Source organism: Streptomyces exfoliatus, assembly GCF_000725545.1.
Classification (GTDB): domain Bacteria; phylum Actinomycetota; class Actinomycetes; order Streptomycetales; family Streptomycetaceae; genus Streptomyces; species Streptomyces exfoliatus.
Genome location: NZ_JNZP01000002.1, coordinates 90593 through 115638, shown reverse-complemented (window position 1 = coordinate 115638; position 25046 = coordinate 90593). Strand labels below are relative to the sequence as shown.

The window sequence follows — 25046 nt, the reverse complement described above, 5'->3', positions numbered from 1 at the left end:
ACTTCAATGCTCGGTGATTCCTGAGGGGTGAACGGCACGATGATCTGCACGGGGGCATCTCTTCGCATCCAGCTTCTGGGACCGATACGTGCCTGGCGGGACGGTGAGGAAGTCCCGCTGGGCTCACCCAAACAGCGCGCGGTCCTGAGCCTGCTCGCCAGCCGGGCCGGCGAGGTGGTGAGCGGACAGACCATCACCAGCGCCCTCTGGGGCAGCGACACACCGGAGACGGCGGCCAACGGCGTCCACACCTACGTGGCCCGGCTGCGCCGCGCGCTGGAGCCCGCACGCGGCAGCAGGGCCGCCAGCGCCGTGCTCTCCTCGGCGTCGGGGGGCTACTGCCTGCGGCTCGACCCGGTGGACGTCGACGCCACGCTCTTCGTCCAGCGGCACGGCCACGCCCGCAGGTCACGCGAGGGCGGCAGCGCCGAAACGACCTTACGGCTGTACGAGGACGCCCTGGCGCTCTGGAGGGGCGAGGCCTACGCAGGGGTCCCGGGACCCTTCGCCGCCATGGAGGGCGTCCGGCTGCGGAACCTGCGCCTGACCGCGGTCGAGGAGTGGGCCGCGGTCATGCTGGAGGCCGGCGAATACGCCGAGGCGGTCGACCAGCTCTCACGCGCCGTGGCCGACGAACCCTTGCGCGAGAAGCTCCGCTGGCTGCTCATGCTGGCGCTCTACCACGCCGGCCGCCAGGCGCACGCCCTCACCGTGTACACGGAGACCCGCCGGCTGTTGCGCCGCGAGCTGGGCATCGAGCCGGGGACCGAGCTCCAGGACCTCCACCGGCGGATCCTCGCCGGACAGCGCGAGTTACGGCTCCCCGCGGGGAACCTGGCCCCCAGGCCCCGTGACGGACGGGGCGCCGGACTGCCCGTACCCGCACAACTCCCTCCGGTGGCACGCGGCTTCACCGGACGCGAGACGGAGCTGAAGGAGCTGGAGGCACTCGTCGACGACGAGTTCGCCCAGCGCAGCACCCCGGTGATCGTCGTCGACGGCCCCGCGGGCGTCGGCAAGTCCGCACTCGTGCTGGAACTCGCGCACCGGCTCGCGGACCGCTTCCCGGACGGCCAGCTCTATGTCGACCTCTGCGGCAACGGGCTGCGCGGCAGGCCGCTGACCGCGTCGGACGCGCTGCTGCATCTGCTCACCAGTCTCGGAGCCGACAGCACGCGCATCCCACGGGACCTCGCGGGCCGCGCCACCCTCTACCGCAGCCTGCTGTACGGCAAACGCACGCTGATCGTCCTGGACGACGCCCTCAGCGCGGACCAGCTGAGGCCCCTGATCCCGCGCGGCGCGTCCTGCGTCGTGGCCACGAGCCGCCAGCGGTTCGGCGGCCTGGCCGCCAGGGACGGCGCGCGCACGGTCGCCGTCCGGCCACTGGCCGCCGACGAGGCCGCCGAGCTGCTCACCACCTTGTCCGGCGGGCGGCTCACGGACCACGGGGAAGCGGCCCGGCGCCTCGCCGCCCTCTGCGGCGGGCTGCCGCTCGCGCTCCGCATCACCGCCGAAGCACTCACCGCGAACCCCGGCGTCCCGCTGGCGACGCTCGTGGAGCAGTACACGAGGGAGAGCGGCCGGCTCGACCGCCTCACCGTCGCCGACGACGCCCTCGCGAGCGTGCGCGACGCGTTCGAGACGTCGTACCGGGCCCTGCCCGCGGAAGCGGCACGGATGTTCCGCTTCCTCGGCCTGCGCAAGGACGGTCCGATCACGGTCTCCGCCGCCGCGTCGCTCGCGGACACGGACCGCGACACCGCCCGGCGGCTGCTCGGCCAGCTCGTCGCCCACCACCTCCTGGAGGACCACGGGCAGCGCTACCGCCTCCACGACCTCCTGGGGATCTACGCGGCCGAGTGCGCCCAGCAGGAGCCGATGCTGAACCGGAGGGCGGCCCTGGCACGGCTCGACGCGGCGGACCCGGACGAGGGCGAACCCTACGCCGTCGTACTGCGGCGCGCCGCGGTCCTCCGGAGGGCCGCCTTCCGCCAGCGTGAGGACGTCACGCGGGCGACGGACCTCACCGTGAGATGAACGCCTCGTCCTCCGGCCCGGTGGGCATGGCGCGCAGCCTGCCGACCGGGGACAGGAAGATCGGGACCAGCATCGCCGCGGACAGCAGGCCCGCGATCCACAGGGCACCGTGCAGACCGGCGAGCGCCGCGAGCAGGCCGCCGACGGGCCCGCCGAGCGCCCCGCCGCCGTACAGCAGCATGCGCATCGCGGCCGTCATCCGGCCCATCAGATGCTGCGGGGTGATGGTCTGACGCAGGCTCACGATGAGCACGTTCGAGACGCTCGCGCCCACGTACTCCATGAAGAAGGAGGCCACGAACAGGCCCACGAGCAGCCAGCGGGGACCGCCCGCCGCGGGAATGAGCAGCGGGCCGAGGAAGATCACCGACACCGACACCCGGTACGCGGTGCCCACCGAAAGACGGCGCACCACCATCCCGGACACCAGCGCGCCGAGCAGGCCTCCCACGGCCGCCGCGCCCATCACGAAACCGACCGCCGCGGCGGACAGTTCCTTGTCGCGCACCGCGTAGAGCAGGAACAGCGTCTGCACCATGGTCAGCAGGAAGTTGCACGAACAGCCGACGAGCCCCATCGCACGCAGCCAGCGGTTCCCGAACACCCAGCGCAGCCCCTCCAAGAGCTCGACGCGCAGCCGCCGCTTCTCCTCCGGCACCGCCGGCGCGGGCTCGGGCTTCCTGATGAGGAGCAGCGACACCACCGACAGGGCGTACGAGAAGGCGTTGGCGGTCATGGCGAACGGCGCCGAGAACACGCTCACGAGTGTGCCGGCGAGACCGGGCCCGGCGATGTCCGCCGACGACAGCGTTGCGTTCAGCTTGGTGTTCGCCTCGAGGAGGCTGCGCCGGTCCTTCACGAGCACCGGAACGTACGACATCCAGCTGACGTCGAAGAGCACCGTCGCCACCCCGATGCCGAGCGCGAGCGCGTACAGCGTCGGCAGCGTGAGCAGCCCGAACTCGTACAGGACCGGCACGAGCCCGATCAGCACCATCCGGACCAGGTTGGCGCCCAGCATCACCGGCCGCTTCCGCACCCGGTCCACCCAGACGCCGAAGAGCAGGGCGAGCCCGAGGAAGGGAACCAGCTGTGCGAACCGCAGCATGCCCAGCTCCCCGGCGCCCACGCCGAAGACCAGGACCGCGGTCAGCGGCAGCGCGAGCTGGGTGATCTGGGTGCCATAGAGGGAGAGCCCCTCGCCCGCCCAGAACACCATGAAGTCCCTGTCGCGCCAGAGCGACCGAGGAGGGCCCTCCGCCTCGGCCGCGGGGGCCGACGCGGTGGGCGTGCCGTGCTCCGTCATGCCGGACTCGCCTCTCGTAGCGCCTCGTTGACGACGGCGGTGATGGCCGCCAGGCCCGGGTCCTGCCACACGGAATGGTGGTCACCCGGTGCGATGTGCTCGGTGAGCCGGCTCGCGTACGGACTCCAGTCGAGGAGCCGCTCCACCGATTCCGCGGCTCTGATCAGGATCGTGGGCCCGTCGTACACCGCGTCGAGCCGGTGCTCGCGCATGGCCACGACATGCGTACGGAAGAGGGCGTAGCGCTCCAGCAGGAACTCCGCGTCGAACTCCTCGGGTACGGCGCCGTGGAGCTCCGCCGCGGCGAAGACCTCGGCCGGCTCCGCCCCCGGGCGCACACCGGCCAGCGCCTTGTCGACACCGGGGGCCCGGTCACGGGTCACGCCGAGGAAGTCGTACAGGAAGTAGCGGGCCAGCTCGTCGTCGGGCGGCACCGACTGCGTCCCGGGCAGCGCCGCGTCCACGATGACGAGCAGCGGCACCTCCTCACCCGCGGCGACGAGGAGCCGTGCCATCTCGTACGCGACGACCCCGCCGAGGGACCATCCGAGCAACTGGTAGGGGCCGTGCGGCCGGTCCGCCCGGAGCGAGGCCGTGTGCAGCTCGGCCAGCTCGCGGATCGACGTCAAGGGCTCCGAGGCGCCGTCGAATCCTGGCGCCTCGAATCCGAACACCGGGCGCGCCGGGGCGATTCGGTGCGCCATCGACGAGTAGCAGAACGGCGATCCGGAGACCGGATGGACGCAGTGCAGCGGAAGCAGGTCACCCTCCGCGCGGAGGGTGACGAGACTGCCGACGGTCGGTTCGATCACGGGGTCGGCGCTCCGTTCGGGGTGGGTGCGGGCGGTGCGAGCCGCTCGTCGATGACACGTGCGATGCCGCTGACCGTCGTACCGCCGTACAGCAGACGGACGTTCACCCGGATCCCGAAGTGCTTGTTGAGCCGGGTGACCGCGCGCATCGCCTGGAGGGAGTTGCCGCCGAGCGTGAAGAACCCGCTGTCCGCCCCGATCCGGGACGTGCCGAGCACGGCCGCGAAGACCTCGGCCACCGCCTTCTCGGTCGGCGTGGACGGCGCGGTGCCGCTCGCCGGCGGCTCGCCGAGGTCGTCGGGCGGCGCCGGGAGCGCCTTGCGATCGACCTTGCCGTTGGGCGTCAGGGGCAGCTCGTCCAGGACGAGCACGGTGCCGGGCACCATGAAGGCGGGGAGGGCCCGGGCGGCGTGCTCGGCGACCTCTGCGGGCTCCACGTTCCGGCCGCTCTCGGCGACGAGATGGGCGACGAGCCGCCGGTCGCCCGCTCCGTCGGGATGCGCGGTGACGACCGCCTCCCTGACCGTGTCATGGGCGCGGAGCACGGACTCGATCTCGCCCAGCTCGATCCGCAGACCGCGCAGTTTGACCTGGAAGTCCGCCCTGCCGAGGAGTTCGATCAGCCCGTCGGGACCGTACCGGGCCACATCGCCCGTCCGGTAGAGACGCTCGCCCGACACCTCGCCGCAGGACCACTCGAAGAACCGCTCCGCCGTCTGTTCGGGCCGGCCGAGATAGTCCCGGGCGAGCCCGATCCCCGCAAGGTGCAGTTCGCCGGGGACCCCCGGCGGCACGGGCTGGAGACCGTCGTCGAGGATGTACGTGCGCTGGTTGGCCATCGGGCGTCCGTACGGGATGCTCGTCCAGCGGGAGTCGGTCTTCACCACCTCGAAGATCGTCGAGTGGATCGAGGACTCCGTCGCTCCGCCCAGGGCGACGAAGCGCAGTGCGGGGGCGAACGCCCGTGCCCGGTCGGGCAGCGACACGGGAATCCAGTCGCCGCCGAGCAGCGCCAGACGCAGGTCGCCGAGCGGCTGGGCACCGATGCTGTCCAGGTGGTCGACGACCATGTCCAGGAGAGCGGGAGCCGAGTTCCAGACGGTGACCCGGTGGGCGGCGAGCAGGTCCGCCCAGTGCTCCGGATCCTTCGACCGCTCCGGCTCCGGCAGGATCACCGTTCCGCCCGCGGCGGTGAGCCCGAGGAACTCGTACACCGACATGTCGAAGCTGGGCGACGACAGGGCCAGGACCCGGTCCCCCGGGCCCACGCCGAAGCGGGAGTTGAGGTCGGCGATGTTGTTCATCACCCCGCGGTGCCGCAGGGCGATCGGCTTCGGGGCGCCGGTCGACCCGGACGTGTGGATGATGTACGCGAGGTCGTCGGGGGTGGCGCCGCCCTCCGGATCGTGGGTGGGGAGCCCGGCGAGGAGCTCCTCTGCCCGGTCGAGGAGCACCACCGGGGTGTCGGGCCCCGTGCCCGCGGGAGGCAGGCTGTCGGCGGGACCGCTCCGGCTGACGACCACCGCGCAGGACGTGCCGGCCACCATCGTGGCGAGGCGCTGCCGGGGGTAGTCGGGGTCGAGCGGCACGTAGGCGCCGCCCGCCTTGAGCACCCCGAGGACGGCGACGAGCAGCTCGGCGCAGCGGTCCAGGCAGATGCCGACCCGCCGGTCGGGGCCGACCCCGAGGCCCCGCAGATGGTGGGCGAGACGGTTCGCCGCCTCGTTCACCTCGCGGTACGTCCAGCTCCGGTCACCGCCCACCAGGGCGAGGGCGTCCGGGGCCCCGGCGGCGCGGGCCTCGAACGCGGTGTGCAGACAGACGTCGTGCGGAAGGTCCGCCGCGGTGTCGTTCCACTCGACGAGCATCCGGCGCAGCTCGTCCTCGGGGAGCAGCCGCAGCCGCGACACCGGCCGCTCCGGGTCCGCGAGCGCGTCCTCCAGGAGCGTGCGGTAGGAGTCGAGCAGCCGGACCACGGTGGCCCGGTCGAAGAGTTCGGGGGCGTACCGCAGCTCCGCGCTCGGCAGGCCGTCGTCCTCCTCGCCCGGCGGGTGCAGGACCAGCTCGAACTCGTCCCGACCCGCCGGCCCGGCCTCCGCCGTCCCGACGGGGGCCGAGCCGGCGGCGAGCCCGGCCACCGTCTCCGTGCCGGTGACGGTACGGCTCAGGCGGACCGCCGTACCGACACCGGGTGTCGTCACGAGGAAGCCGAAGTCGGCCTGACCGCTCCAGCGGTGGAGCAGGGCGGTGAAGCCCGCCAGGAGGATTCCCTCCGGGGCCGACCCGGCCGAGGGACCGAGCGGCAGCCGGGCGGAGCCCGTCCGCTCTGGAGCGGCCCCGGGCAGGCGTGGACGATCGATCGGCAGCAGCACGGGCGGCGACGGCACGGGAGCCGAGGCACCCGCCGTCACGGGCGCGGGTACGGCGTCCGGTGCGGAAGTCGTCATGGAATCCGGGTTCCGGCTCAAGACCTCTCTCCTGGCTCGCGGTCGGAGACATCGGCGGCGCCGACGCCGGCCCCGAAGGGCAGCGGGTGGGTGCGGCACAGCGCGGCCACCTCGGCCGTCACCCGGTCGCGCACCACGGGGTCGGTGCGGAACTCGGTGTCACCGAGCACGGTCGTCGCGCTGAGCACGTCGTGGAGCAGAGCGGCGCAGACCCGCATCTGATCCGGCCCCATGCCCCGCTGCGCCAGCACGTTCGTGCCCAGACGCAGACCGCTGGCGACGAGCGGCGCCTTGGTGTCCTTCGGGATGCGGTTGCGGTTCGTGAGGATCCCGCACTCCTCCAGGGCGCGCTCGGCGACCACACCGGTCATGCCGCGGTCGAGCATGTCCAGGAGCACCATGTGGTTCTCGGTACCGCCGGTCAGGATCCGGTATCCGGCCTCGCCCAGGGCGTCGGAGAGCGCCGCGGCGTCCGCACGGACCAGCCGCATCGTGTCCCCGAACGCCGGCTCCGCCACCAGCTTGAGCGCGTGGGCCTTCGCGGCGACCGACGCAGGGCTCGGCGTGCCCTGGGACTGCGGGAACACCGCGCGCTGCATCAGCCGGGAGAGCGGGGTGCGGCGGGCGTCCGGGCCGGGAGTCAGGTGCTCCTCCCCGATCAGGATCAGCCCCCCGCGCGGCCCGCCCAGCTGCTTGTACGTACTGGTGGTCGTGACGTGCGCCAGATCGATGGGGCTGGGGTGCTCCCCGGCGGCCACCAGACCGGCGATGTGCGAGATGTCGGCCACCAGATACGCCCCGACGGAGTCCGCGATGGCGCGGAACCGGGCGAAGTCCAGGATCCGCGGATAGGCGCTGGCCCCGGCGATGAGCACCTTGGGACGGTGAGCGAGGGCCAGCTCGGCCACCTGGTCGTAGTCGATGAACCCCTGGTCGTCCAGGCCGTAGTGCACCGCCCGGTAGTGGTGACCGGTCACCGACGCGGCGGACCCGTGCGTGAGATGCCCGCCGGAGTCCAGGTCCAGGGCGAGCAGAACACCGCCCGGGGGCAGCAGCGCGGCCAGCACCGCCTGGTTGGCCGAGGAGCAGGAATGCGGCTGCACATTGGCGTAACGGGCGCCGAAGGCACGCTTGGCCCGGTCGACGGCGAGTCGCTCCACACCGTCGAACCGCTCCGCACCGGGGTGGTAGCGAGCCCCCGGATAGCCCTCGGCCGTCACGTTCGACAGGGCGGCGCCGCCCGCGGCCAGCACCGCGGGGCCCGCGGCGCTGGCGGACGCCACCATGGCGAGGGTCATGGCCTGCCGCTCCACCTCCCGGTCGAGGAACAGCGCCAGCTCGGGGTCGGTCCCGTTCAGCAGCTCCATCCCCCGGCGAAGCAGCACCGCCTGCGCGGAGCCGGAGCCGGAGCCGTTCTGCGGCGCGGGCAGGGGCGCCGGCGCGGGTACTGCGGGCGCCGGCGGCACGGGCGGCGACGGGGACGGGATCGAGACCCGTGGGGCGTCAAGCACGCGTACCCGCCTTCGACTCCACCAGCGTGTCGATGGCCGTGGCGACCGTGGCGACCGAGGCACCGCCGTACAGGAGCCGGACGTTGACCTTCACCCCGAAGTGCTTGTTGAGCCGGCTCACCACCCGCATCGCCTGCAGCGAATTGCCGCCCAGCTCGAAGAAGTTGCTGTCCGCGCTGACCTGCGTCACGGACAGAACGGTGCCGAACACCTCGGCCACCTTCTCCTCGGTCGCCGTCACCGGGGCGACGAAGCTCGCCGTCCCGTCGCCCGAACCGGACACCGGAGCCGGCAGCTTGGTGCGATCGATCTTGCGGGCCGGGGTCAGCGGGAACTCCGCCAGCTCCACCCACCCGGTCGGCACCATGTACTCGGGCATCGTCGCGCCCAGGTGCTCACGGAGCTCCGCCACCGTCGGCGAGACGTCACCGAGCACCGTGTAGTACGCGACGAGCTGCTTCTCCCCGTAGTCCTCGCGCAGCAGCACCAGGGCCATCCGGACCTTCGGGTGCGTCAGCAGGCCGGACTCGATCTCACCGAGCTCGATCCGCAGCCCGCGCAGCTTCACCTGGTTGTCGAGCCGCCCGATGAAGTCGATCTGGAGATCACGGGTCCAGCGCACCAGGTCGCCGGTGCGGTAGACCCGGCCCTTGCCCAGGATCGGGTCGGGGACGAACTTCTCCTCCGTCAGCTCCGGCAGGTTGAGGTAGCCGCGCGCGAGGCCGTCGTCGCCGCCGATCAGCAGCTCGCCCGGCACGCCGACCGGCACCAGGTTGAACTCCTTGTCCACCACGTAGTGCAGCCGGCTGAACTCGGGGCGGCCGATGGGCGGCGAGGACTGCCACTCCTTGTGCTCGCACAGGTACTCGGTGGTCGCCACCGACGCCTCGGTGGGGCCGTAGAGGTTCACGAACTTCCGGCCCGGCAGGTTCCACTTGTTGACCAGATCGGCCGGCAGCGCCTCCGCCCCGCCCATGATGTACTTCAGATCCGGGTACGGCCCCGCCTCGACCACGGAGAGGATCGCCGGGGACAGCCCCGCGTAGGTCACCCGCTGGTCACGCATCAGGGCCCCCAGGGCCTCCGGCGACGAGGCGTCCTCCGGAGCCACGAGCACGAGCGCCGAGCCGCTGATCAGACCCGCGAAGATCTCGCCCTGGGACATGTCGAAGGTCAGCGCGGGCAACTGCAGGAGCCGGTCCTCGGTGTTCCACTCGCCGAAGCTGCGCCGGTACGCCTCGATGAACATGCGCAGGCCGCGCTGCTCGATCATCACGCCCTTGGGCCGCCCGGTGGAACCGGAGGTGTAGAGGACGTAGACCAGGGAGGCGGGCTGCGCCCACTCCTCGAGCGGCTCGTCGTCCGGCTGGGCCTCGATGACGTCCCAGTCGGCGTCGATCCGGACGGTCTCCCAGCCGCACGACTCCGGCAGGTCGCCGAGCGAGGCGGCCCGGGTGATGACCAGCGGGCTCTTGGTGTCCCGCAACATGTGGTCGAGGCGGGCGTTGGGGTGCGAGGGGTCGATGATGGTGTAGGCGGCCCCGGAGACCATGACACCCAGGATCGCGACCAGCGCGTCCAGGTCGCGGTCCATGGCGATGGCCACGACCTCCTCCTGGCGCACCCCGCGGGAACGGATGTACCGGGCGAGCTTGCCGGCCCGGCGCATCAGCTCGCCGTACGTCATCTCCACGCCGCGGCAGACCGCCGCGACCAGGTCGGGGTTCTCCTCGGCGATCCGGGCGATCGTCGCGTGCACCGGCTCCGTGGTGTAGTCGAAGTCGGCGCCGCGTCCCACCTCCAGGAGCTCGGCGCGCTCGGCCTCGGAGAGCATCGGCAGCGCGGAGACCGGGGTCTCCGGGGCGTCCGCGGCGGCGTCGAGCACCGTGCGGAAGTGGTCGATCATCGCCTCGACGCGCCAGCGGTCGTAGAGGTCGGTGGCGAACTCGACGATGAGACGCAGGCGTTCGGCGCCCTCGATGAAGCTGAAGGACAGGTCGAACCGCGAGCGCGAGGTGGCCAGCGTGATCGACTCGGATGACAGGCCGCTCAGTTCGAGGGCGTCGCCGGTGCTGGCCTCGCCGAGGAGCTGGCAGGCGATCTGGAAGAGCGGGTTGCGTCCCGCGTCCCGGGTCGTCTGCACGCGGTCGACGACGTGGTCGAACGGTACGTCCTGGTTGTCGTACATGTCCAGGTTCGCGTCGGCGATCCGCTCGAGGAGCTCGGTGAACGTGACACCGCCCGACAGGTCGCACCGCAGCACCGTCATGTTGATGAACAGGCCGACGACGTCCTCGAGTTCGGGGTCGGTGCGGCCGAGCATGGGCACCCCGAGGGCGATGTCGTCCTGGCCGCTGTACCGACTCAGCACGACGTTCAGGGCCGCGGCCACCACCATGTACAGGGAGGCGCCCTGCTCGTGCGCCAAGGCCCGCGCCTTGGTGAGCAGTTCGACGGGGAAGTCGACCACGAAGGTCTCGCCGTTCTGCGTGGGCTCCGGCGGCCGGAGCCGGTCGGCGGGCAGTTCGAGCGCTTCGAGGCCGGCCAGCCGCTCCTCCCAGAACTTCAGCTCCTCCTCCCAGACGCCGTCGGCCCGCTGCTTGCGCTGCCGCTTGATGTGGTCGACGTAGCCGATGGACAGTTCGGGCAGCGAGGGCGCCCGGCCCGCGGCCAGGTCGTCGTAGGCTGCGGAGATCTCCCGGCTGATCACACCGCCGGACCAGCCGTCGGTGATGATGTGGTGGAAGCTGAGGCTGAGCACGTGGTGGTCGGCGGCCAGCCGGAACAGCTGGAACCGGGAGATCGGCCCCGCGGCCAGGTCGAACGGCGTGTCCGCCTCGGTCTGCAGCGCCTCGCGCAGCGCGCTCTCGGCCTCCTCCGGGCCCAGCTCGGAGAGGTCCCGGAGCGGCAGCGGCCGGTCCTCGGCGGGCGACACGACCTGGTAGGGGACACCGTCCGCCGCGTGGAAGGTGACCCGGAGCTGCTCGTGGCGCTTCACGAGCAGGTTGATCGCGCCTTCCAGGGCGGCCGTGTCGAGCGGGCCGCGCAGCCGGTAGGCCACCGGGACGTTGTAGGTGGTCTCACCGGGGCTCATCTGGTCCAGGAACCACAACTGTTCCTGGCCAAACGACAGTTGGATGTTCGACTCGTCAGTGTGCATGCTCATCGTCACAGAACTCCGTTCGGGGGCATGGCAGGGCAGGGCAGGGCATGGCGAAGCAGGACAGGGCGGGGCGGAGGCAGGTCAAGGACGCGGCAGGGCGGGGGCGGCAGCGCGGCGCATCGCCCTGGGGCGCGGAATTGAGGAACTCGAGGTCCTGACGGGCCGGGGCGGCGGCCCCCGTGGCGGGGGACGGGGCCAGGGGCCGGAGCCCCGGCGGGTCAGCGGACCGGGGCGGGGCCGGTCGGGGGAGTGGAGGGTCTGAGGACCCGCTCCACGCGGCTCAGGCCTTCGGCCACCGCCTCGGGGGACCGCGCGAAGCAGATCCGGAAGCCGTCACTGGCTCCGAGGGTCTCGCCGGGCATCAGCAGGACGCCCAGGTCCAGTGCTCTGCGGCACATCGCGAGGGGTTCCTCCCCCGTGGTGAGCCAGAGCCAGGCGAAGGGGGTGCCCTCGGGCTCCACGAGGGTCACCGCGTCCGCGTTGCGCCGGGCGAAGTCCCGTACGAGGGTGAGCCCGGCTTGGGTGACCTCGTGGTACGTGCGCAGATGGTCCTCGCGGTGGGCCAGGACGTCGCAGGCCAGGGTCTCGCACAGCACCGAGTTGGAGATGGTGGACAGGAACTTGCGCCGTGCGCAGCTCTCCACGACGGCCGGCGGACCGTAGAGCCAGCCGACCCGCAGCCCGGGAAAGCCGTACACCTTGGACAGGCTGGACACCGAGATCACCCGGTCGCTGCCGACGGCCGCCGAGCGCGAGAGGTCGAGCGCGTACTCCTCGTCGAGCAGCAGATGGGCTCCGGTGCGCGCCGCGAGGGCGACCAGACCGCGCAGGTCGTCCTCCCCGATGCGCCGGCCGGTCGGGTTGCACGGGCTGTTGGCGACGATCAGCCGCACGTCCGGCCCGGCCACCGCCTCGGCGGCCTCGACGTCGAAGCTGAGGTCCGGGCGGAATCCGACGAGGTCGACCCGGGCGCCCAGCTCGGGCGGCACGTCCCAGGACTGCTGCCAGCCCGGCCGGAAGGCGATCACCCGCGACCCGGGGGTCAGCAGCGCCGCGTACACGAGGTAGAGCGCCTGCTGGGCGCCCTGGGTGATGAGCACCGATTCGGCCGAGCCGCCGTACAGGCCGGCGACCGCCTCGCGCAGGGCGCCGAGGCCCCGGTCGTGTCCGTAGTCCAGTTCGAGGCCGGCCGGCACCTTGAGGGAGTCGAGACGCCCGGGGAGCATGTTGCTGTCGCCGAGGTCGATGTCGAAGCGTCCTGCGGCGTCCTCGAACACCCACCGCTGGATCGGGTAGTCACGCGTCGTCCGCGCGTGCGGGGAGGGGCTCACCGTACCGTCTTCGCCGGCGTCGTCCGGTCGAGCCGGGCGCGCAGGGCGGGCGCGAAGGAGCCGGCCGCCACCTGTTCGGCGTCTCCCGTCATGGTGACGTGGCCGTCCTCGGCCACGCTGATCTCCACCGTGCCGCCGGGCATCCTGACCTCCACCCGGGCGTCGCAGAGCCCCAGTTCGCGGGCGGCGGACACCGCCGCGCAGGCGCCGGCGCCGGACGCCGTCACGTACCCGGCGCCGCGCTCGAAGACCTCGAGCTCCATCACGGACCGGTTCACCATGCGCACGAACTGCACGTTGGTGCGGTTCGGGAAGCGCTCGTGACCGGCGATCCCGGGGCCGAGCCGCCGGGCGAGCTCCGCCGTCGGGGTGTCGTCCACCCGTACGACCGTGTGCGGATTGCCGTTGTACACGCAGGTGACGGTCAGTTCGTCGCCGTCCACGGCGAGCGGCACGTTCACCGCGCGCCCGTCGAGTGGAGTCCCGTCCTCGCGGAGCAGAGACACGTCGGCGGCGTCGAAGCCGGGCCGCCCCATGCCGACCTCCACCCGTCCCTCGGAGGCGTCGAGGACCCGTACGGAGGAGTCGCCGGCGGCCGTACGGAGGGTGAACTCGTCTCCGTCGGCCCAGGCGCCGGGCTCCTGCCCGGCGAGGTGGAGCGCGAACATCCGCAGACCGTTGCCGCTTCTGCCGCAGTCGGATCCGTCGGAGTTGTACAGGTCGAGGGAGACCGGGGCGCCGGGGCGGGGCGGCTCCAGCGGCCCGTAGAGAAGCCCGTCGGCACCGATGCCCAGCCGTCGGTCGCAGACCAGCCGGATCGCCTCACGGGTCACGGGGAAGTCGGTGTGGCGGGGGTCGATCACCAAGTAGTCGTTGCCTGCTGCCTGGTATTTGAAGAAGTCGTTCACGGATGAACTCCCTTGGCTGCGGGGCGCGGCGCCGCCCCGAGGCGTGGTGCCTCGCCCCGGGGCGGCGCCCGGTTTCACTGCTCGGAGAGCGCGGCGTTGTCGTGCTCCTCGCCGTACCACTTCTCCGCCCACCGGGAGAACGCGATGATGACGATGTCCCGGTGGCCGGGGCCGCCGTCGGCGGACAGCACGTCGGTGACGTCGTGGGCGAGCTCCCGGTCGTCCAGGAGGACCGCCTGGCCCGGCTCCAGCGTCCCGGTCCAGAAGGGCTCGTCGGCCCCCGGGTTCCACAGACGGGTCTGGCCGCCGGCCACGTTCACCTTGTTGAGGACCGCGATCATCACGAACTCGTGGCCGTCGTGGTGCACGCCCTCCGGGGTGAGCGGGCCGGGCTTGCCGCCCTCGGCGCGGGTCCGGTTCTGGTGGACGTTGATCTGCCAGTCCTCGGACCGGTCGAGACCGAGCTCGCTGACGCCGTGACTGATCAGCGGGGTGAAGTCCACCTTGATCGGCTCGTAGACGCGGCGGATGCCGCCGCCGACCGAGTTGAACTTCTTGTAGGTCGTGTAGTCCCGGTGCGCGAGACGCTCGAACGACCACCCGTCACTGCCCTGGGGGCTGAGGCGGTACTGCGAGAACCGCTTGAAGCGGGTGCCGTTGCCCATGTACTCGTCGACCGGGCAGTCGTCGTAGCTGGGCAGGATGTCGGCGGAGATGTCGGGCAGGTCGATGATGGTGAAGCGTTCGCTGCCAAGGGCCATGGTCTCTCCTCCAGAGAAGATGAAGTCGTCGGACGTCAGGCGGCGACGGACGGGATGCGCTCGTCCAGGTACGCGGCAGAGGAGTTGAGCCGCCAGAGGATGCCGCGGGCGATGGCGCGCCGCATGTCCGCGGACTCGGCGGCGGGCAGCACCACGTTGTGGAACCAGCCCTGCGCGTGCTGCGAGTCGATCGTGATGTGCAGCTTGTGATAGGTGATGCCGACCTCGGGCAGACCCAGGCGCTCCCAGGCGTGCACGACCTGGACGAACCGGTCGGGTGCCATCCACTCGGTCATGCCCAGGAAGCCCACGGCCTCCGCGTACAGGGCGCGCTGGCGGCACAGCATGACGGCGAGGTTGCCGTTGAGCAGGGAGGTCGCGGTGAGCGACCTGCTCAGCTCGTCCTCCGAGATCTCGAAGACCTCGTAGATCTTGTTGAAGAGGTGGGTGTGGACCTGGGCGTGGTCGCCGTTGCCCATCTCGTCCCAGAAGTTGGCGGCGATCTCCATCTTGGCGGCGCCGGCGGTGCCCACCTGCATCATGGCCAGCAGGTCGTCGAAGCGGCCGTCGACGACCGACTCCTGCATCACGTAGTTCCGCAGGTCGTCGTGCGAGGCCGCGTTGCGGATGAAGTCGTGGTAGTACGGGTGCTTGTACACCCGGTGGTTCCGGGCCGTGTTCTTGAGCCAGGTCAGGTACTCCCGCGGCTCCGTGGGCGCCTCTTCGATCAGCCCCGGCTCGATCAGGGCGTCCTGGGCGGCCGCGGTGGCGGTCTCGAGGAGCCTGGCTATCTCGTACACGACGACCGATCCCTCGGCGGTCTGCCCCTGCGGGATCTTGGTGTACAGCTGGTAGATCCGGTCGAGGAGGTACTGCTGGGCGTACAGGGCGCCGTTGTCGCCCGAGGCCGCAGCGGCGTTGATGTCGGCCACCTCGCCCAGGACGCGGCTCCGCTCGCCGCCCGACAGGGCGTCGACCTTCTCGGGCGCGGAACCGAGCCATGCGCACACCTTGTCCACGGTGGACAGGAACGGGTCACCGGGTACGGTCAGACCCTTGGAGCCGCCGACTTCTGGCATGTGTTTCCCCTTGGATTCACTGGACGAATCAGATTTGCGACGCGCGGTCTGTGCACCGTCGCCAGGAAGGGCGACGGTTGGCCTGCCATTGCTTGTACTGCGGCGAAGCGTTCTTGCGGGCCGCAGCGGTGGCGGGCGCTGCCATTCTGCAAGGGGCCCACTGGACGGAATATGTACGCGCTCTGTACGACCGCCGGGCCCTCGTCGCCGGCCTTCGCGTACGGCCCTGGCCGCAGGGCTACGCTGGCCGTCGCCCTGGTGGACGACCGCCTCGGCGGACATCGACACGGAAGGTGCGCGTGAGCGAGGAGTGGACGGATGCCGGCCTGTACGGGCGGCTGCGCGTCGAGCGGGGAGACCTCGGGCCGGCCCGCTGGCTGACCGAACGCCGGCCCGGGTACGGCGAGTTCGGAACCGTCGGTGGGGTCGCCGCACCAGGATTCGCCGCCTACGCGCGCGTGTTGCACCCCGCGGCCCTCGACGAGCGCCCCGTGCGCTGGGAGACCGTCGCCGCCGCCTACGGGCGGAGCGTCGGGGAGCTGACGGACTGGCACGAGGTGATCGGCGTGGACCGGTTCTACCAGAACGACGAGGAGTACGGCCTGGCCGGGGTGTGGGACGAGCATCCGGCCGAAGGCCCCACGCCGGGTGAGGTGGCGCGGGAACTGATCCCCGTACTGGCCCGGCACACGGACACGCCGGAGCGGTGCTGGTTCGGGTTGTGGCACGGCTACGGCCGCCGGGAATGGCCCGGGATCCCCACCTTCCCGACGCCGGAGCGGGAGGAGATCCTCCTGTCGGGAGCGCTGGCCGACGTCATGTCCCCTCCCGAGGCCGAGCCGTTCGACGAACTGCCGGACCTGTGGTGGCCGCAGGACAGGGCCTGGTGCGTGGGCGGGGACGTCGATCTGGTGAGCACGTACGTGTGCGGCTCGGAGGACCTGATCGCCGCACTGCTCGCGACGCCCGGCCTGGAGGTCCACCGCGTGTCGTCGGGGGACCGTGTCGGCTGACCGGTCGCAGGTGCCGGGGCGTAGCGGGTGGGTCATTCTTGGAGCATGGGTGCCAACCGTCGTGGTCCCCTGCGCAGGGGCCGGTCCGGGGTCCGCGGTGTGCGCGCCGTGGTCGCCGCCGCTGTCGCCGCCGTGATCACCGCCGTCGCGGTGGCCGCGGGCGTCGCTCTGCGCGGCGCCGACGCGGGCGGCACGCCTGCCGGTGTCCGCGGCGCCGACGGTACGACCGCCGCGGTCCGCGGCGCGCAGGTGACGCCTGCCGGCGTCCACGGCGCGGACGCGACGTCCGCCGGTGTCCACGGCCCGTCGGCGGCCCCGCCGCCGCCCTCGCCGTCGGCGCCCACGCCCCGGCCTGCCGCCTCTCACGTCGCGGCGGAGGTGTCCATACCGTCGATCGGGGTCGAAGCGCTGGATGTCGTGCCGTACGAGGGCACGACCGACGACCGGGCGGGAACCCGGATCCAGGACCGGGGTGTGGCCGCCAGCCCCTACGGCGAGCACGGGGGCGTCGGGCCAGGGGACGTCGGCAACTATCTGGTGACCGCCCACCGGCTCTCGGCCGGCGGGCCGCTGCGTGATCTGCCCGCGGTCGACGTGGGGGACCTGGTGCGTGTCACCGCCGGGGGCACGGTCTACACGTACGAGATCGTCGAGACGCGGGAGACGTCCTTCCGCTCGGAGCGCTCGCTCGCCGAGCAGCGGGCCGCCGTCCCGGGCGACCCGGGGCAGAAGCCCACCCGAGCCATGATCACCCTCTCGACGTGCGCGACGCCGGAGGACGACGCGGCGGGCAACTTCTGGCGGGACGCCCAGGGCAACCCCGAGCACCGGATCGACAAGATAGGCGTCCTGACGTCGAAGCGGCCGGCGTAGGGCCCGTCCTCCGTGCGGGACAGGCCCTGGGACACTCTCCGGCCGGTGCGGCGCGCGTGGGGGGAGCGGCGGATTCCGCCCCAGGGGTAGAAATCGCTTTCTTTCCCCGGCATGCTGTCCGCCACCGCGCCGGGCCGCCCGCGCGCCCGTCCCCCGGAGGTTCCCCCCCATGCCCTCCTCCGCCCCCACGCCCCCTCCCTTCGCGTCCCGCCGAGGCCTGCTGCGCGCGGCCCTCGGCGCCGCCGTCGTCGCCCCGCTCGCGATACCGGCCGCCGCGACAGCCGCACACGCCGCCGACGCGTACGACACCCTGCGTCTGACCTGGCGGGACCTGCTCCTCGGCACGAACGTCGTGCCGACCGCCGAACCCTTCGCCTCGAAGCTCGCCGCGCTCGGCGCCACCGCCGGCGACCTCCGCTCCGCCATGGCCACGGCGAACGGCTCCCTCTGGCCGGACCTGCCGTACGCCGACCCCGAACCGGACACGGACGCCGAGTCGTACACGTACTCGGGCAACCTCAACACCAGCTACAACCGGCTCCGCACCCTCACCGAGGCGTACTCTCAGCCCGGCACCGGACTCACCGGCGACGCGACCCTGCGCGCCGAGATCCTCGCCGGCCTCGACCACCTCCACGACCAGGCGTACAACGCGAGCCAGGTGCGCTACGGCAACTGGTACAACTGGCAGATAGGCATCCCGCAGGCGCTGCTCGACATCGACGTCCTCCTGTACGACGTCCTCGGCGCGACCCGCGTCGCGGCACACTGCGCCGCCGTCGACCACTTCGTCCCCGACAGCGCGGTCGCGAGCTACACCGGCACCTCCACCGGGGCCAACCGGGTCGACCTCTGCCGGGTCCTCGCGCTCCGCGGAGTCGTCGGAAAGTCCTCCGCGAAGCTGTCCCGGGCCCGCGACGCGCTCTCCCCGGTCTTCCCGTACGTCACGTCCGGCGACGGTCTCCACGCCGACGGCAGCTTCATCCAGCACACCTACGTCCCCTACGCCGCTTCCTACGGCGCCGTCATGCTCGGCGGGCTCTCGATGCTCTTCGCCCTGCTCAAGGGATCGGCGTGGGAGGTCACCGACAGCGGCCGGCAGGTGGTGTTCGACTCCGTCGAGAAGGCCTACGCGCCCTTCCTCTTCAACGGCCTGGCCATGGACGCCGTCGCGGGGCGCGCGATCAGCCGCGGTGTACAGCGGACGGACACCAGGGGCGTCCGCCAGGACGACCACCTGCGGGGCCACGGGATCATCGCGCGCGTCGCGCTGCTCGCGCGGAGCGCGTCGGCCGCCGAGAAGGCCCGCTGGGACGGCATGGTCAAGGGCTGGATCGCACGCGACCACTACAGCCCGCTGCTCGCCGACCCGGCGCTCGGTGTCGCCGCGCTCGCCCGCCTCAAGGCCGTCCAGGACGGCACGGCCCCGGCGAGCCCCGAACCGTCCGGTCACCGTCTCTTCCCCGGCATGGACCGCGCCGTGCACCGCCGCGCCGGGTGGGCGGCGTCGCTCTCCATGGCGTCGAACCGGATCACGTACTACGAGAACGGCAACGGCGAGAACCTGCGCGCCTGGCACAGCGGCTCCGGAATGCTCTACTGGTGGGGCGACGACTTCGCCAACGGGCAGTACAGCGATCACTTCTGGCCCACCGTCGATCCCTACCGGCTGCCCGGCACCACGGCCTCCCGCAAGCCGCTCGCCGACGGCGAGGGCGGGACCTGGGGCGCGGCCCGGCCCGATGTGCGCTGGGTCGGCGGGACGACGGACGGCACGTACGCGGCTGTGGGGCAGTACCTCAAGGGGCTGTCGTCCACGCTCCTGGCCAAGAAGTCCTGGTTCTTCCTCGACGACGCGGTCGTCTGCCTCGGCGCGGGGATCCACGGCCGCGACGGCGCCGGTGTCGAGTCGGTCGTGGAGAACCGCAACCTCGGCGGGACGGGTGTCCATGCCTTCACCGTCGACGGCGCGGCCCAGCCCACGACGCTCGGCTGGAGCGCCACCCTCACGGGCGCCCGATGGGCCCACCTCGCCGGTTTCGCGGGCTACGTCTTCCCCGGCGGCGCCACGGCGCTCAAGGCCCTGCGCCAGGCCCGCACGGGCGCCTGGTCGGACATCAACAAAGGGGCCGAGACCTCGCCGTACACGCGCCGGTACCTCACGCTCTGGCTCGACCACGGCACCGATCCGACGTGGGCGGCCTACTCGTACGTCCTGATGCCGGGCGCGACCCAGGCGGAGACGGCGGCGCGCGCGGCGGACACGGGATGGCTCACCGTCCTCGCCAACGCCAACGAACAGCAGGGCGTACGGGTCCCCGCGCTCGGCTTCACCGGCGTCAACTTCTGGCTCGCCGGCACCGTCGGCGACGTCACGGTCGGCGCCCCCGCGTCCGTGCTGATCCGCGAGTCCGGCACCACCGCCACGATCTGCGTCTCGGGCCCCCTGCGCGACGGGGCGCCGATCGACCTGACCTGGAACCGCCCCGTGCCGGCGGTGGTGTCCAAGGACGCCACGGTCCAGGTGCTGTCCACGGGATCCGCGCTCACCCTGCGGATCACTCCCGGCACGCTCGCCGCCACGCACAGGGCGGTCGTCAGCCTGGGGTGAGAGGGGAGCGGGAACGTGTGGGCCATTGGCTCCGTCCGGCCACCCACCGCGCTGTCGCAGTGGGCCGATGGCCCACCGTTTCCACGGTCGGTTGAGCCGTCGTACCCCCTTCCGTCTATCCTTGTAGCCATCACACACCTTCGGCGCCGCGCAGCGCCGTCCGGCGACGAGGCCGGACCGGCCCGCGGTGCCTTCGTCGTGTCCGAGCCCCCACCACCCCCGGGGTCCCTCGCGCGCGGCGAGGAACACGACAAGGGGGGCGGGATTGGCCGCCGTGCGGAAGTACTTCATGGCCCCGGATCCGGGACGCGTCCGGCTCAGGGTGTCGACGCGCGCCGTTCTCGGCATCACGCTCGCCGTCGCCCTCGCGGAGCTCTTCGGCCTCTCCCTGACCGCCTCCATCACCGCCGGTCTCGCCGCTCTGCTCGCCCTCTTCACGGTCGGCGACTCCACGGTCCGCCGCCAGGCCGTCACCACCGCCCTGCTGCCGGCGGTCGGCTTCCCCGTCCTCGCGCTCGCCACATTCCTGCACGGCGCCCCGCTCCTGCGGGACGCGAGCTGGCTGCTCGTCGTCTTCGCCGGCGTGTACGCCCGCCGCTGGGGACCGCGCGGGCACGCCCTCGGCATCTTCGCGTTCATGCAGTTCTTCGTGACGCAGTTCCTGCACGCGCTCCCCTCCCAGCTTCCCGAGCTGTACGCCGCCGTCGCCCTCGCGCTGCTCGCCGTCGGAGCGGTCCGCTTCGTGGCCTGGTGCATCGAGCGGCACGTGCCGCCGCCGGGCGCGCCCGCCCCGCTGCCCGGCACGGGCCTGGCCCGCCCCACCACCCGCCAGGCCTTCCAGGCCACGGCCGCGTGCGCCGTGGCCCTCGCCGCCGGCCAGCTGATCTCGCACGAGCGCTGGTACTGGGCCGTCGGCACCGCCTGGTGGATCTTCGTGAACACCTCATCGCGCGGCGAGACGCTCGTCCGGGGCTTCCGCCGGGTCCTCGGCACCGTCGCCGGCATCGCCGCCGGCCTGCTGATCGCCGTCCCGCTGGGCGGCGCGACCGCCCCCACCGCCCTGCTCGTCGCCGTGTGCGTCTTCGGGATCTTCTACACCGCCCCGCTCTCGTACAGCTGGATGATGTTCTTCGTCACCGTCATGGCGGGACTGCTCTACGGGCTGCTCGGCGTCCTGCACCCCGGCCTGCTGCTCCTGCGCTTCCAGGAGACCGCCGTCGGCGCGATCGGCGCCGCGATCGGCGTCGCCCTGCTGCCGGTGACCACGCACGCCGCCACAAACGCCTGGATCGAGCGGGCCGTGACCTGCGTGCACACCTGCACCACCGCCGCCGCCCGGCGCCTCGCGGGCGACCCGGGCGTCGACCCGGCGCCGCACGCCGCCGAGCTGGAGATCCTGCTCGGCCGGGTCCGGCTCTCCCTCGCGCCGCTCGTGCACCCCCTGAACCCGCTGCGGGCCCGCAAGGCACGCGCGCGCCGGGTGCTCGCGCTCCTGGACGACTGCGCCCGCGAGATCCGGGGCCTCGCCGCCGTCGCGGCCGACCCGGACGCCTCGCACGACGCCCGGCTCGTGGCCGCCGCCTGGCGCGTGGAAGCCGCGGTCCACGCCCTCGTGCCCCCGGCGGGTCCGGGACGGACCGCGGTCGCCGAGGCCGACGGCGTACCGCATCACCACCCCGGCGCGGAGGCCGCCCTCGGCCATCTGCACGGCCTGGAGCAGGCACTCGTCGGCCTCGCGGCACCCCTGAAGACCTCCCTCCGCGCTCCGCTGGTCCCCGCCGCCTGAGCCGCGCACCGTTGGTCTAGACCGCCTGCTACCGTCGGCCGGACGAAGGCCGGTCGACCGCGACCGGCCCCGGGGACAGGGGAGGCGCCGTGAGCGGCACAGGGACGGTAGACACGGCTCGGGGGCGGAGCGCGGTACGGGCGTACATCGGCTCCTTCACCTCGGCCGGCGGGCGGGGCGTCCTGGCCGCCGACGTGGACGAGGAGACCGGCGCGCTGACCGTCACGGGCGGCAGCGACGCCGTCGCCGACCCCTCGTTCCTCGCCCTCGCGGGCCCGGTGCTGCACGCCGTGTCCGAGATTGACGCGGGAGCCGTCGCCGCCTTCGACGTCACAGGACCCGCCCCCCGGCCGCTCGGCGCGCCCGTCCCCGTCGACGGCGCGGCCCCCACCCACCTCGCCGTCGCCGCCGGCCACCTCCTCACCGCCAACTACACCTCCGGCAGCGTCACCGCCCTGCCGCTGTCCGAGGACGGCACCGCCCGCCCCGCCACGACCGTCCTGCGGCACGAGGGCGCCGGACCGGTCACCGCGCGCCAGGCCGGCCCGCACGCCCACCAGGTGCTCCCCGACCCCGGCGGCCGGTGGGTCGTCAGCGTGGACCTCGGCACCGACTCCGTACGGATCTGCGCCCTCGACCCGGTCACCGGGGCGCTCACCCTGCACGGCGAGACCGCGCTGCGTCCCGGCACCGGCCCGCGCCACCTCGCCTTCCACCCGGCCGGCACGCACGCGTACGTCCTGAACGAGCTGGAGCCCACCCTCACGGTCTGTCGCTGGGACGCGGTCGCCGGCGTGCTCGAACCGCTCGGCGAGACCCCCGTCGTCCCCGACCTCGTCCCCGAGGGCGCCCCCGGTACCGCCTATCCCTCCGAGGTCGTCGTCGCCCCCGACGGACGGTTCCTCTGGGCCGCCGTCCGAGGCGCCGACACCATCGCCGTGCTCGCCCTCGACCCGGACGGCAGCGGAGCCTCCCTCGCCGCCACCGTGCCCTGCGGCGGCAACTGGCCTCGCGACCTGACCCTCGCCCCGTCCGGTCGGCACCTGTACGCCGCCAACGAGCGCTCCGGCGACGTCACCTGGTTCACCCTCGACCCCGAATCCGGGATCCCCGAGCGCGCGGGCTCGATCGAGGCCCCGGCGGCCTCCTGCGTCGTCTTCGGCTGAACCGGCGGGACCCGGATCCTCTTCGTACGTCGAAGGGCCCGCACCGGACATCCGGTGCGGGCCCTTCGACGTACGGGCAGGGGTGCGGGCGCGGGCCTCAGAGCGAGGACGAGCCCTGCTGCTGGGGAATGCCGAGGGTCGCCGTGTACTGCGAGAGCACCAGCTTGCCGATCGCCGGGTAGGCGCCCAGCGGCTCGGCCGCGGCGCACCCGGCCTCCTTCGAGGCCTCGTCGAGCAGACCCTCCGGCAGCTCGGGGCCGATCAGGTACGGGGCGAGGGCCAGCTGCTCCGAGCCCGCGGCGCGCAGCTGATCCGAGATGGAGGCGATGGAACCCTCCTGGTCGAGGGCGGCGGCCATCACCGGCACGGCGAGGCGCGCGGCGAGCAGCATGCCGGTGATCCCCGCGGCCTGCACGGCCTCCTCGCCGCCGACCGTGGCCAGGATGATGCCGTCGGCGGCCGTCGCCACCGTGAACAGCCGGGCGCGGTCGGCGCGGGCCAGGCCCGCCTCCGACAGACGCACGTGCAGCGCCTCGGCGAGCAGCGGGTGCGGGCCGAGGACATCCGTCAGCTCGGCGGTGTTGCCGGCGTCCATGACGGCCTGGCGCACCTGGCGCATCTGGGCGCTGTCCGGACCGGCGAGCAGCGGCACGACGACCGCGGCCGGGCCCGTCGGGGCGGTGACCTCACGGCCGGCGGCCACGGCCAGCTCGTACCGCTCGGTGCGCAGCGAGGCGGCGGCCGCGAGCATCGTCGCGAGCGAGGGGAACTCGATGTCGTCGCCCTCCAGGAAGCCGATCAGGGCTTCGAGGCCGGGCAGCTCGGAACGCGCGATGCTCACGACCTCCTCGGCCAGCGAGCGTATGGCGGCGGAGGGCGCGCCGGGCACAGCGAGAACCAGTGCGGGAGCGCCCTCGGGCGCCGCCGCGGGTTCGGGGCGACGGTGCCGCCCGGACTGACGGGGTCGAGGCATTCGTACAGGCAGGCCGGAAGCAGGCCCAGTGGGGGAGCTCATGGCGCCGCATGCTACTGGTTTCGCCCGGTGTGCCGTCGGGTGAGGTACGGTCACGCGCCTTCTGCCCCCGTATGTCCCCCCTGGACGCGGCCCCAAGCCCCCTCAGGGACCGAGACACCGGCTCCCACCTGGGCGGATGCCCGTCACCTTCGGCCGTGTCCGCGCCCTCGCCTACGAGGCCGTGTCGCCGAACAGACGGAGCAGCGAGGGGTCCTCCGGCAGCCGCAGGGTGTCCGAGGCCAGTCCCGCCGCGAGCGCGACGGCCCCGGCCAGCGGATCCCCTGCCGGATCCACCGCCCGGGCGTGCGGGAGCCGCTCCCCGAGCGCCGCGCGCAGCGGTACGAGCAGGGCGTCGCCCATCCTGAACAGCCCCCCGGTCAGCGCCACCACGGCTCCGGGCGCGACGGGGCACACCGCCTCCGCGGCGTCGGCGATGTGCCCGGCCGCCCGCGCCAGGATGTCCGCCGCCACCGGGTCCTCGGCAGCGCACCGCCCCACCTCGGGGGCGAAGGAGGCGAGCACCGCCGGCCGGTCCGTGCGGGGGTACAGCGTGCCCGGCAGCCCGGCCACCGGACCGAACACCTTCTCCGCGCGGACCAGGAGCGCAGCCGAGCCGCCGCGCCGCCCGTCGTACGCCCGCATCGCCGCCTCCAGCCCGGCCCGGCCGATCCAGGCGCCGCTGCCGCAGTCGCCGAGGAGGTGGCCCCAGCCGTCGGCCCGCCGCCAGGACGTCAGATCCGTCCCGAGGGCGATCATGCCCGTGCCGCCGGCCACGACCGCGCCGGGGCGCTGCCCGAGCGCCCCGGCGTACGCGGTGACCGCGTCGGCGGCGAGCGCGAGCCGCCCGACCCCCCAGGCCCCGGCGAACGCCCCCGGCAGTTCGGCGCGCAGCTCGTCCCCGAGGGTCGCCATCCCGGCGGCGCCCACGGCCACGGCGACCACCGACCGCCCGCAGTGGGGCTCCGCCAGGGCCCGGACGGCGGGCAGGACCTGTTCGAGGAGGTGCCGGGCGGAGATCCCGCCCGGACCGGTCCGTACCGGCTCCCGCGAGGCGCGGGTACCGAGCACGGCACCGCCGACCGCCTCGGCCAGGGCGACCCGGATCCCCGACCCCCCGGAGTCGACCCCGACGACCAGACCGTCGGAGGGGCCGGAGAGGCCGACGGGGCCGGCAGGGCCTGCGGAGGCGAAGGGCTCGTTCATGGACACCACGGTGCACCGTCC

At 73.1% G+C, this 25046-nt stretch carries 17 protein-coding genes; 6 read left to right on the top strand and 11 right to left on the bottom strand.

Going from position 1 to position 25046, the window contains the following annotated elements:
* The first annotated feature begins 39 nt into the window (after positions 1 to 39).
* On the top strand, positions 40 to 2040 hold the full coding sequence (locus tag IO20_RS36215) for an AfsR/SARP family transcriptional regulator (RefSeq protein WP_078945846.1): 2001 nt from the start codon (positions 40 to 42) through the stop codon (positions 2038 to 2040).
* Here the strand turns inward: IO20_RS36215 and IO20_RS0103670 are convergent.
* The 9 genes from IO20_RS0103670 to IO20_RS0103630 form a co-directional block, all read right to left on the bottom strand.
* Positions 2027 to 3346: an MFS transporter gene (locus IO20_RS0103670; protein WP_030546180.1), complete on the bottom strand. Its 1320-nt coding sequence runs from the start codon at positions 3344 to 3346 to the stop codon at positions 2027 to 2029. The two genes, IO20_RS36215 and IO20_RS0103670, sit on opposite strands and share 14 nt — an antisense overlap.
* Entirely contained in the window at positions 3343 to 4158 is an 816-nt protein-coding gene (locus IO20_RS0103665) for a thioesterase domain-containing protein (RefSeq protein ID WP_030207055.1), read from the bottom strand. Before IO20_RS0103665 ends, IO20_RS0103670 begins: the two co-directional genes overlap by 4 nt.
* Positions 4155 to 6605: a non-ribosomal peptide synthetase gene (locus tag IO20_RS0103660; protein WP_051874252.1), complete on the bottom strand. Its 2451-nt coding sequence runs from the start codon at positions 6603 to 6605 to the stop codon at positions 4155 to 4157. Before IO20_RS0103660 ends, IO20_RS0103665 begins: the two co-directional genes overlap by 4 nt.
* A 17-nt stretch (positions 6606 to 6622) precedes the next feature.
* The gene (locus IO20_RS0103655; protein ID WP_245684855.1) at positions 6623 to 8116 is read right to left on the bottom strand and encodes a serine hydroxymethyltransferase; all 1494 of its coding nucleotides are present in this window, start codon (positions 8114 to 8116) and stop codon (positions 6623 to 6625) included.
* A complete protein-coding gene (locus tag IO20_RS0103650; protein WP_030546186.1) occupies positions 8109 to 11282 on the bottom strand; it encodes a non-ribosomal peptide synthetase in 3174 nt (1057 codons plus the stop codon). Before IO20_RS0103650 ends, IO20_RS0103655 begins: the two co-directional genes overlap by 8 nt.
* 215 nt (positions 11283 to 11497) lie before the next feature.
* Complete coding sequence (locus IO20_RS0103645) at positions 11498 to 12610, bottom strand: pyridoxal phosphate-dependent aminotransferase (protein WP_051874253.1); 1113 nt, start codon at positions 12608 to 12610, stop codon at positions 11498 to 11500.
* On the bottom strand, positions 12607 to 13518 hold the full coding sequence (dapF, locus tag IO20_RS0103640; protein WP_037634543.1) for a diaminopimelate epimerase: 912 nt from the start codon (positions 13516 to 13518) through the stop codon (positions 12607 to 12609). The genes IO20_RS0103645 and dapF overlap by 4 nt, the downstream gene beginning before the upstream one ends.
* 74 nt (positions 13519 to 13592) lie before the next feature.
* On the bottom strand, positions 13593 to 14279 hold the full coding sequence (locus IO20_RS0103635; RefSeq protein ID WP_030546193.1) for a 2OG-Fe dioxygenase family protein: 687 nt from the start codon (positions 14277 to 14279) through the stop codon (positions 13593 to 13595).
* Positions 14280 to 14314: 35 nt separating this feature from the next.
* Positions 14315 to 15358: an iron-containing redox enzyme family protein gene (locus IO20_RS0103630; RefSeq protein WP_030546195.1), complete on the bottom strand. Its 1044-nt coding sequence runs from the start codon at positions 15356 to 15358 to the stop codon at positions 14315 to 14317.
* Between the two features lie 299 nt (positions 15359 to 15657).
* Between IO20_RS0103630 and IO20_RS36210 the strand changes: the two genes are divergently transcribed.
* From IO20_RS36210 to IO20_RS0103605, 5 genes are all read left to right on the top strand, one after another.
* The gene (locus IO20_RS36210; RefSeq protein ID WP_037634538.1) at positions 15658 to 16371 is read left to right on the top strand and encodes a hypothetical protein; all 714 of its coding nucleotides are present in this window, start codon (positions 15658 to 15660) and stop codon (positions 16369 to 16371) included.
* 45 nt (positions 16372 to 16416) lie between these two features.
* On the top strand, positions 16417 to 17244 hold the full coding sequence (locus tag IO20_RS0103620; RefSeq protein ID WP_245684854.1) for a class E sortase: 828 nt from the start codon (positions 16417 to 16419) through the stop codon (positions 17242 to 17244).
* A 169-nt stretch (positions 17245 to 17413) separates the two neighbouring features.
* Positions 17414 to 19855, top strand: coding sequence for a polysaccharide lyase 8 family protein (locus tag IO20_RS0103615; protein WP_031126797.1), 2442 nt, complete (start codon positions 17414 to 17416; stop codon positions 19853 to 19855).
* 289 nt (positions 19856 to 20144) lie between these two features.
* Entirely contained in the window at positions 20145 to 21641 is a 1497-nt protein-coding gene (locus IO20_RS0103610) for an FUSC family protein (RefSeq protein WP_030546203.1), read from the top strand.
* 89 nt (positions 21642 to 21730) lie between these two features.
* Positions 21731 to 22807 carry a lactonase family protein gene (locus tag IO20_RS0103605; RefSeq protein WP_030546205.1) on the top strand — a complete coding sequence of 359 codons (1077 nt, stop codon included), beginning with the start codon at positions 21731 to 21733 and terminating at the stop codon, positions 22805 to 22807.
* Between the two features lie 97 nt (positions 22808 to 22904).
* Here the strand turns inward: IO20_RS0103605 and IO20_RS0103600 are convergent, their stop codons facing one another.
* Positions 22905 to 23822 (bottom strand): sirohydrochlorin chelatase, encoded by a 918-nt coding sequence (locus IO20_RS0103600; RefSeq protein ID WP_078945830.1) that lies wholly within the window; start codon positions 23820 to 23822, stop codon positions 22905 to 22907.
* A gap of 171 nt (positions 23823 to 23993) precedes the next feature.
* Complete coding sequence (locus IO20_RS0103595) at positions 23994 to 25025, bottom strand: N-acetylglucosamine kinase (protein ID WP_051874273.1); 1032 nt, start codon at positions 25023 to 25025, stop codon at positions 23994 to 23996.
* Positions 25026 to 25046 lie beyond the last annotated feature (21 nt).

What these genes read in the sequence shown, in the direction of transcription:
- IO20_RS0103615 (WP_031126797.1), top strand. Translation starts at nt 17,414, where the DNA reads ATGCCCTCCTCCGCCCCCACGCCCCCTCCCTTCGCGTCCCGCCGAGGC.
- IO20_RS0103620 (WP_245684854.1), top strand. Translation starts at nt 16,417, where the DNA reads ATGGGTGCCAACCGTCGTGGTCCCCTGCGCAGGGGCCGGTCCGGGGTC.
- IO20_RS0103660 (WP_051874252.1), bottom strand. Translation starts at nt 6,605, where the DNA reads ATGACGACTTCCGCACCGGACGCCGTACCCGCGCCCGTGACGGCGGGT.
- IO20_RS0103650 (WP_030546186.1), bottom strand. Translation starts at nt 11,282, where the DNA reads ATGAGCATGCACACTGACGAGTCGAACATCCAACTGTCGTTTGGCCAG.
- IO20_RS0103670 (WP_030546180.1), bottom strand. Translation starts at nt 3,346, where the DNA reads ATGACGGAGCACGGCACGCCCACCGCGTCGGCCCCCGCGGCCGAGGCG.
- IO20_RS0103595 (WP_051874273.1), bottom strand. Translation starts at nt 25,025, where the DNA reads ATGAACGAGCCCTTCGCCTCCGCAGGCCCTGCCGGCCCCGTCGGCCTC.
- IO20_RS0103610 (WP_030546203.1), top strand. Translation starts at nt 20,145, where the DNA reads ATGGCCCCGGATCCGGGACGCGTCCGGCTCAGGGTGTCGACGCGCGCC.
- IO20_RS0103635 (WP_030546193.1), bottom strand. Translation starts at nt 14,279, where the DNA reads ATGGCCCTTGGCAGCGAACGCTTCACCATCATCGACCTGCCCGACATC.
- IO20_RS0103630 (WP_030546195.1), bottom strand. Translation starts at nt 15,358, where the DNA reads ATGCCAGAAGTCGGCGGCTCCAAGGGTCTGACCGTACCCGGTGACCCG.
- IO20_RS36215 (WP_078945846.1), top strand. Translation starts at nt 40, where the DNA reads ATGATCTGCACGGGGGCATCTCTTCGCATCCAGCTTCTGGGACCGATA.
- IO20_RS0103600 (WP_078945830.1), bottom strand. Translation starts at nt 23,822, where the DNA reads ATGAGCTCCCCCACTGGGCCTGCTTCCGGCCTGCCTGTACGAATGCCT.